General features: G+C 47.6%; 7 protein-coding genes. 5 read left to right on the top strand and 2 right to left on the bottom strand.

The genetic code is table 11. From position 1 onward, the window contains the following. The 3 genes from VIM87_RS22075 to VIM87_RS22065 all read left to right on the top strand — a co-directional run. A partial coding sequence (locus VIM87_RS22075; protein WP_331999107.1) for a SusC/RagA family TonB-linked outer membrane protein occupies positions 1-1885 on the top strand: 1885 nt, incomplete at its 5' end. Positions 1886-1903: 18 nt separating this feature from the next. Continuing rightward, complete coding sequence (locus VIM87_RS22070) at positions 1904-3622, top strand: RagB/SusD family nutrient uptake outer membrane protein (RefSeq protein WP_331999106.1); 1719 nt, start codon at positions 1904-1906, stop codon at positions 3620-3622. 341 nt (positions 3623-3963) lie between these two features. Further along, positions 3964-5481, top strand: coding sequence for a glycoside hydrolase family 32 protein (locus VIM87_RS22065; RefSeq protein WP_331999105.1), 1518 nt, complete (start codon positions 3964-3966; stop codon positions 5479-5481). Positions 5482-5703: 222 nt separating this feature from the next. On the opposite strand, the gene VIM87_RS22060 is transcribed toward VIM87_RS22065, so the two are convergent. Next, entirely contained in the window at positions 5704-6501 is a 798-nt protein-coding gene (locus VIM87_RS22060; protein WP_331999104.1) for an SDR family oxidoreductase, read from the bottom strand. 162 nt (positions 6502-6663) lie between these two features. Here VIM87_RS22060 and VIM87_RS22055 point away from each other — a divergent pair, with 162 nt between their 5' ends. Beyond that, complete coding sequence (locus tag VIM87_RS22055; RefSeq protein ID WP_331999103.1) at positions 6664-7083, top strand: helix-turn-helix domain-containing protein; 420 nt, start codon at positions 6664-6666, stop codon at positions 7081-7083. On the opposite strand, the gene VIM87_RS22050 is transcribed toward VIM87_RS22055, so the two are convergent. Next, complete coding sequence (locus VIM87_RS22050) at positions 7005-7871, bottom strand: DMT family transporter (RefSeq protein WP_331999102.1); 867 nt, start codon at positions 7869-7871, stop codon at positions 7005-7007. The genes VIM87_RS22055 and VIM87_RS22050 overlap by 79 nt on opposite strands. Before the next feature lie 86 nt (positions 7872-7957). Here VIM87_RS22050 and VIM87_RS22045 point away from each other — a divergent pair. Continuing rightward, a partial coding sequence (locus VIM87_RS22045; protein WP_331999101.1) for an Lrp/AsnC family transcriptional regulator occupies positions 7958-8190 on the top strand: 233 nt, incomplete at its 3' end.

Here is an 8190-nt window from a genome sequence, read left to right as displayed (position 1 = left end):
GGTACAGCAGCCGGTGGTGCCCATACATACCGTGGATGGCGGCTGGGGCGGCCCTGCACCCGGCATGACGGACCGGCAGAATCCCGTACGCCTGATCGAAGATAACCGGCAGAACAAAAGCAACTTTTACCGCATTTTCGGTAATGCTTACGCCGACCTCGAAATTATTCCCAACCTGCATTTTAAAAGCAGCTATGGGATAGATTATAATGGTACCTACCAGCGTACCCTGCGCAAATCCTATACTTCCGGTTTCCTGTCAGATAAGACGAATTTTTCCCAAACTTCGCAGGACTATAATGGTAACTGGGTATGGCAAAATACCCTTACCTACGATGTAACACTGCAAATACATCACCTGGACTTACTGCTGGGCGAAGAGCAGATTAAATATATGGCACAGAACTTTTACGCCAGCCGGCAGGGTTATGCACTGGAAAATATTGACTATTCCTACCTGAACGCAGGCTCCACCAACAAGGATAACGGCGGTACCGGCAGTGGCTATACGTTGTTATCCTACTTTGGTAAGGTTAACTATTCTTATGATAACAGGTACCTGGCATCTGTTACGCTGCGCCGCGATGGATCTTCCCGTTTTGGGAAAGACAACCGCTTTGGGATGTTCCCCGCTGTATCACTGGGCTGGCGCGTGAGCGAAGAAAACTTCATTAAGAATAATGTAGCCTTCATCTCTGACCTGAAGCTGCGTTATGGCTGGGGTAAGACCGGCAACCAGGAAATTGCCAACAATGCCACCAACACTTTATACTCCGCTATTTATGGTATAGATCCTACCTGGGATTTTGATAGCGGCAGCGCGTATGATCTTGGCGGCGCAGGCTCCGGGCAGCTGCCATCCGGCTATACATTGATACAGCAGGGCAATCCCGCGCTGAAATGGGAAAGCACCGTACAGTCAAACTTCGGGCTGGACTTTGGGTTGTTCGATAACCGCCTCAGTGGTTCCGTGGATTATTTTATTAAGAAAACATCCGACATTCTCATTAGCCCGGCTTACCTGGCAGTGATAGGTGAGGGCGGCACCAAGTTCGTGAACGGCGCTTCTATGCAGAACAAGGGCCTGGAAGTATTACTGTCTTACAATGGCAACATTGCTCCGGGGCTGGCCTTAACTGTTACCGGCAACGTAGCCACCTATCGCAATAAAATTACAAAGCTGCCGGCAGAGGTGCTTACCTCTTACCCCGGCAACGGGCAGGATAAAACCATCCTGGGACGGTCCGTTAATTCCACTTTCGGTTACATAGCAGATGGGTTGTTCCGCTCCCAGAAAGAGGTGGATGATTATGCAGACCAGATAGGCAAGGGGCTTGGCCGCATCCGCTATAAGGACCTGAATGGAGATGGCGTGGTGGATGATAAGGACCGCAACTACATTGGTAAAGGCGATCCTGATTTTACCTATGGCCTGAATGTATCTTTAGAGTACAAACATTTTGACCTTACCTTTTTCCTGCAGGGCGTACAGGGCATACAGGTGTATAACACTTTTAAAACCTACACCGACTTTGCCTCCATATGGCCGGGTACTAACTGGGGCGCACGTACGCTGGATGCCTGGACACCCCAGCACGCAGATGCATCTATACCTGCTTTAACGCTGGTAGACCGTAATAACGAGAACCGCACCTCCACCTATTTCCTGGAATCCGGTTCTTACCTGAAACTCCGGAACCTGCAGGTAGGGTATAGCTTTCAGCATTTTTTCAGCAAGCGTTTACAAACGGCCAGGGTATATGTGCAGGGCAGTAATTTGTTCACTATAAAGAGCAGGTCTTTCACTGCCACTGATCCTGAAAACCCGAACAATGCCTACCCTATCCCGGTAATTGGCACCGTGGGTTTAAACCTGTCCTTTTAAACTATTAAACACAGCAACATGAAGTACCTTCAATATATAATTATAGGCAGCTGCCTGCTGTTGGGCGCCTGCAGCAAGTTCCTGGATCAAACGCCGCAGGCGGTGATTTCCGGCGATGACCTGAATACGCCGGAGAACCTGGAAAAGATGGTGGTGGCCGCTTATGCCGGTTTAGGGAACGACCATTACACCGCCCCTTATTCCAGCATGTGGCCTTATGGCAACATCCGCAGTGGCGATGCATATAAAGGCGGCGATGGCGCCGGCGATATCAGCGACTTTCATTTTTACGAAACCTTTTCCCTGAACCGGGTAGATAATGGTTCGTCTGACCTGTTGTGGTTCCGTTTATACGTGTGCATAGGCCGGGCTAATGATGCCCTGGGCCGCCTGAATACTGCCACAGATGACGCTTTCCCCAATAAAGCCATCCGCCAGGCAGAAATGAAATTTCTGCGCGGCCACTTTTACTTTTTACTGAAAGTACTTTTCAAGCATGTGCCTTATATAGATGAAACTATGCCCAAGGCTAGCTATGATAGCATTTCCAACCGCGTGTACACTGACCAGGAGCTATGGGGCAAGATCATATCCGACTTCACTTTTGCAGCAGCTAACTTACCGGCAACACAGCCTGAAACAGGCCGTCCCAATAAGTTTGCGGCTAAGGCATACCTGGCTAAAACCCTTTTGTATGCAGCCTATAAGCAGGATGAGAGTAATAACGTTACCGGTATTGATGCTGCTATGTTACAGCAGGTAAATGCGCTTTGCGATGAAGTGATGGCATCCGGTAAATACCAGCTGGCAGCAGATTTTGCCAATAACTTCCTATCAAAGAATGAGAACGGCCCTGAATCTGTTTTTGCCATTCAGTATTCCAAGGACGATGGCACACCCAAAGGCCGCCTGGATTACGGCCATGCGCTGGATTATCCCATGAACCAGGATTATGGTTGCTGCGGCTTTCACTCCCCCAGCTATAACCTGGTGAATGCCTTTAAAACAGATAACTTTGGCTTGCCCATGTTCAACACGTTCAACAACGTGAACATTACCAAGGAAAGTGATTTCCAGACCCTCACTTTTGATCCGCGTTTAGACCATACCGTAGCCATTCCGGGGCATCCTTATAAATACGACCCAACCTTCATTTATCAGCGCTCCTGGGCGCGTGCGCCGGAAGTGTATGGCAGCTACCTGAGCCTGAAGGAGGCGGTGTTGCCGGATGATCCTGCGTTTCAGAAGGTGCCGCCTTTTATGTCCAGCTCCAAGAACTGGGAGCTGATCCGCTATGCCGATGTGCTGCTGTTTAAAGCAGAAGCCCTGATAGAGCTGGGCCGGCAAAATGAAGCGTTGCCCCTGATCAATAGCATCCGGCAAAGGGCAGCTGCCAGCACCAGTCTGTTAAAACAAACCAACGGCAGCTTTACCTCCAATTACAAAATGGGTATTTACCAGCCGGGCATTAACTGCACCTGGACGCAGGACTTTGCCCGCCAGGCCATGCGCTGGGAGCGGCGTTTGGAATTTGCCATGGAAGGCTACCGCTTTTTTGACCTGGTACGCTGGGGCATTGCAGCAGAATACCTGAACGCTTATTTTACCACCGAAAAAACTCGCAGCGCCCACCTCAACGACGCGCTCTTCAAAAAAGGCCGCGACGAATATTTGCCTATACCGCTGAACCAGATTAACTTCAGCAAAGGCTTATATAAACAGAATACGGGCTGGTAAGGAACCATGATATATACGATGTACACGATATACCACAAAGTATGCGCTAAGCATACCAAAAATATATCGTAAAGTATATCAGAAGATATATCAAAAAACAAGTCAATAACACGGCAAAAAAGCATGTCAAAAGCATGTTAAACAAATATCAAAAACATATCAAACGCATAAAAAGTAAAACATCATAAAACACTGTGCAGCTCAAGGCTCAAATGCCCGGCACCACAGTAGCAAAAAAGCTTAATCAATGTACCACACCGCAACCGGGCGGTAACCGGTTGCGGTCCCCTTTTTGGTTCCTTTTTGGGGAGGCAAAAAGGAACAAAAGAAAAAAAGAAGTTATGATAAAAAAAACGCTTTTCGCATTCCTCGCAGTAGCGCTACCAGCGCTGCTGCACGCCCAGGACGCCAGCACGCCCACGCCTCAATGGCGCCCGGTGTACCACTTCACACCCGCTAAGAACTGGACCAACGATCCCAATGGATTGATCTACCTGGATGGCGTATACCACCTGTATTACCAGCACAATCCCTTTGAAAACAAATGGGGGCATATGAGCTGGGGCCATGCCACCAGCAAAGATCTGCTGCACTGGAAACATTTACCGGTAGCCATTCCGGAAATGGAAAGCAAGGATACCACCACCTGGATCTTTTCCGGCTCCGCCGTATTGGACAAGCAGAACAGCAGCGGTTTTGGTAAGAACGGCAAAGCGCCTATTGTGGCCATCTATACCGCAGATCAGCCTAAACAGCAAAAGGAATCACAGTTCATTGCCTATAGTAATGACGGCGGCTTAACCTACACCCAATATGCCGGCAATCCGGTGGTGGATATTAATAAAAAGGATTTCCGCGATCCCAGCGTGATCTGGTTGGAAGATCAGCAGAAATGGCTGATGACAGTAGCGGTACCGGCAGAACATAAAGTGCAGTTCTACAGTTCTGCTAACCTGAAGAACTGGGAGCTGCTGAGCGAATTTGGCGATCAGGGCGATACGCGCAAGATCTGGGAATGCCCTTCCTTAACGCCGCTTTATGTAGATGGCGATCCTTCAAAAAAGAAATGGCTGCTCATGGTATCATCCGGCAACCCGGATGCCGCCACCGGCATGCAATACTTCATTGGTGATTTTGATGGCAAAACATTTACCAATAGCAATCCGGCGGAAAGCAAGCTGTTCGTGGATTATGGCAAAACCTTTTACGCCGCTATCCCCTACAATCATCTACCAGAGGGGCGGCAAACCATGATTGGCTGGCTCATGCCTTTTGAAACCGCCACTTTTCCCTGGCGCGGGCAAATGTCTATTCCCCGTGACCTGTTGTTAAAAACCACGCCGGCGGGCATACGTTTATTTCAGCAGCCATCAGCAGTGCTGAATGCTTCGCTGGATAAACTACCGGCTTCAAAAAAGTTGTCCAAAAAGGATGTAACCATCAATAACCAGGAGCTGCCTTTAAATACAGCAAATGGCTTTAACACTAATACCAACTGGATAGAGGCAGCGTTCACACCCGGCACTGCAACAGATTTTGGTCTGAAGATAGCACAGCAAAAAGGCGGTATGGAAACGGTGCTGGGTTATAACACCCAAAGCCACGAGCTGTACCTGGCAGATATGAAAGGGGGCAAGGTTAGCGGCGATGTACAAAAGCTGCAGGTACAACCGGTGAACAATAAAATAAAGTTGCAGGTGCTGTTTGATAAATCATCCCTGGAAGTATTTGTGAATGATGGCGAGCAGGTGCTTACTACTTTGTTGTTTCCCGCGGCCGGCGCCACTGGTTTTGCAGCTTTTGCGAAAGAGGGGAGTGTGGAGCTGAATGAGCTGAAGGTGTGGAATTTGGATAAGTAGGGGAGAATATATAATAGTGTGGGGCTGACTAAAAAGAATGTAAAATTTAAAATTTTAAATCACAAATGTAAAAGTAGAACGCTGAGAACATAAGTGTATTCTTGAGATCATGGCATTCTACTTTTAAATTTTACATTTATGATTTTATATTCTGTTTAGTAAGCCCTTCACATTTTTTGTCCCGGTAGCAGTACATCACCGAACCGGAACTGTTTTAAGTATTTAGTTAACTACCGGAAAATTTCCTCCATCAATAACCAGATTTGCGCCGGTGATATAGGAGGCGGCGGGTGAAACAAGGAAGTAGATCAGTTCTGCCGTTTCTTCCGGAGCAGCCATTCTTCCCAGTGGTACGCCACCAACTCTTTGGAAAAGCTTTTCAGTCATTTCTTCTACAGTAATACCTGCCTGTTTTGCATAATCCTCCAAAAAAGCGGTCATAGCTTCCGTTTTATTTAAACCGGGAGATACGGTTACTACTCTGATGCCTTTACCGGCTACTTCTGTAGCCAATGCTTTACTATAGGTGTTCAATGCTGATTTTGCGGCACTATAAGCCATGGTAGCCTCCCACAGGGGAAACCGGCTACTGGTGGTGGATATGTGAATGATCACTCCGCTTTTCTGCTCCAGCATTTTGGGTAGCAACGCCCTATCCAGGCGAACAGAAGAAAGCAGGTTAACCTGCAGGGCCTGGATCCAGTGTTCGTCAGTCAGGGTACTAAATCCTCCACCTGGATATGTGTTTGCTCCCATGTTATTGATCAGTATATCTATGTGCCCGAATTGCTCATGAATGATGTTGGCTACTTTGGTCACCTCTTCAGCCCGTGACAGGTCGGCAGCAATGAAGGTAGATGTAGCATGCTGTTCATCCGGTTGGTTCCGGGCCGTGACAATAACAGTTGCACCTGCTTGTTCCAATCTTTTAACAATAGCTTTACCAATTCCCTTTGTTCCCCCTGTCACCAGGGCTATTTTGCCTTGTAATACTCCATGAGTTGTTTGTTTACTTTCCATCCTGGATGTTTTTTAATTACGTGATGTTCGTTTACCGAAAAATAGATTTACTTTAGTTTCATAAAGTAACTAAAACTGTTGCTTGTGATTATCATCGCAACACTAATTGGCAGTAACGTTTATGTAACTAAAAGCCGAAAAGTGGTAACATTCATGTAACCAATGAAGAAATTTAAAGCACATACATCCACCTGCCCGATTGTTTATACGATGACCTATATTGGTGGGAAGTGGAAACCCATTATCCTTGGACGGCTGTTAAATGGAGCTGTCCGGTTTGGAAAGCTGGCGGTACAAATACCGGATATATCGCGTAAGATATTAACCGAACAATTGAAGGAGCTGGAGGAGGATGGATTGATTATCCGGCACAGTTATAACGAGAAGCCGCCACGTGTTGAATATGAACTAAGCGGGATCGGTCAAACAGTTATCCCTGTTTTGATGGCTATGACGGAGTTGGGGAGCCAAATGCACGAAGCTATCACCAAACATAAGCGGCGTCAGGATCTTTTCGCAAAAAAGATCCCCGTTAAAGCCACCAGCATACCGGCCATTTCCAAAAAAGATAGCCGCTCATGAAATAGTATATAGGCATACACTGCCGCAACTAACGGTTGCGTAAGCACCACCAGTGAAGCCACCGCCACCGGCAGCTTGCCCATGCAATAGCTCAGCAATCCCTGCCCAAGAATTTGAGAAAGCACCGCTAAACAGATCAGCGGGTATAGGTCTGTAAACGTTTGTGGCACATAAAATCCTTCCCGCCAAACCATCGCCCCAAATAATACCGGCAGAGAGCCGAAAGCGCTTATAAACATAATGGTCAGCGCATCTACCTTATCCCGTATAGTATACACCGTTAGCAGGAACAGTGCATAAAAAACAGAAGTGGCAAACGCCAGCAGATCGCCCTGGTAATTGCTGAACGTAGGATTTATTTTACCGGACACCAGCAAGAAAATACCTGCTAAAGTGATGGCCACGCCTAAAAAGAACCGGGGCTGCAAACGCTCTTTAAAAACAAAATATGCCACCGGTATCATAGTAAAAGGCACTAAATTGGCAAACAGGTTGGCATTGGCTACAGAAGTCAGGTGAAAGGAGATGTTCCAGAGTATGAGGTCCAGCGCCAGGAATACCCCCGCTATAATAATAGTGGCCATCGTTTTTACATCCAATTGCCGTAATTTACTTTTAACAAACGGGTACAGGATAAAAACAGAGAACAGTACCCGGTAAAAGCCGGTATGAATGGGTGGCAGGGTGCTGAGCCTGACAAAGATGCCGCCGCTGGCTAAAAAGCAGATAGCTAAAATAGCCAGCAGAAAGGAACGGTTAGCCGTATTCACAGCCGTGAGTGTTTTCATGGCACAAAGTAAATGCCGGCAGGGCGGAAGGCCGCTTTCGATTCAAAGGAATATCTTCGCCAAACTTACAAACCGAAAGAATTTATATGCAGCTGGATGAATTACATAAAGCCATATTGAATGAACTGCAGCAGAACGCACGTATCAGTAACGCGGAGCTGGGCCGCCGTATAGGCCTTACCGCGCCGGCCGTGGGCGAAAGAATAAAGCGGATGGAAGAAGCAGGCATCATCAAAGGCTTTGGTACCCATATCGATTTCCGGCGCCTGCAGTACACGGAAAAAGCATTGATAGGCGTAAAGCTGCCGCATGCCTATAC

The sequence above is a fragment of the Chitinophaga sp. genome, assembly GCF_036569125.1.
Lineage (GTDB): Bacteria > Bacteroidota > Bacteroidia > Chitinophagales > Chitinophagaceae > Chitinophaga.
Note: the sequence above shows the minus strand (reverse complement) of the source record. Positions and strands in the feature narration are given on the sequence as shown.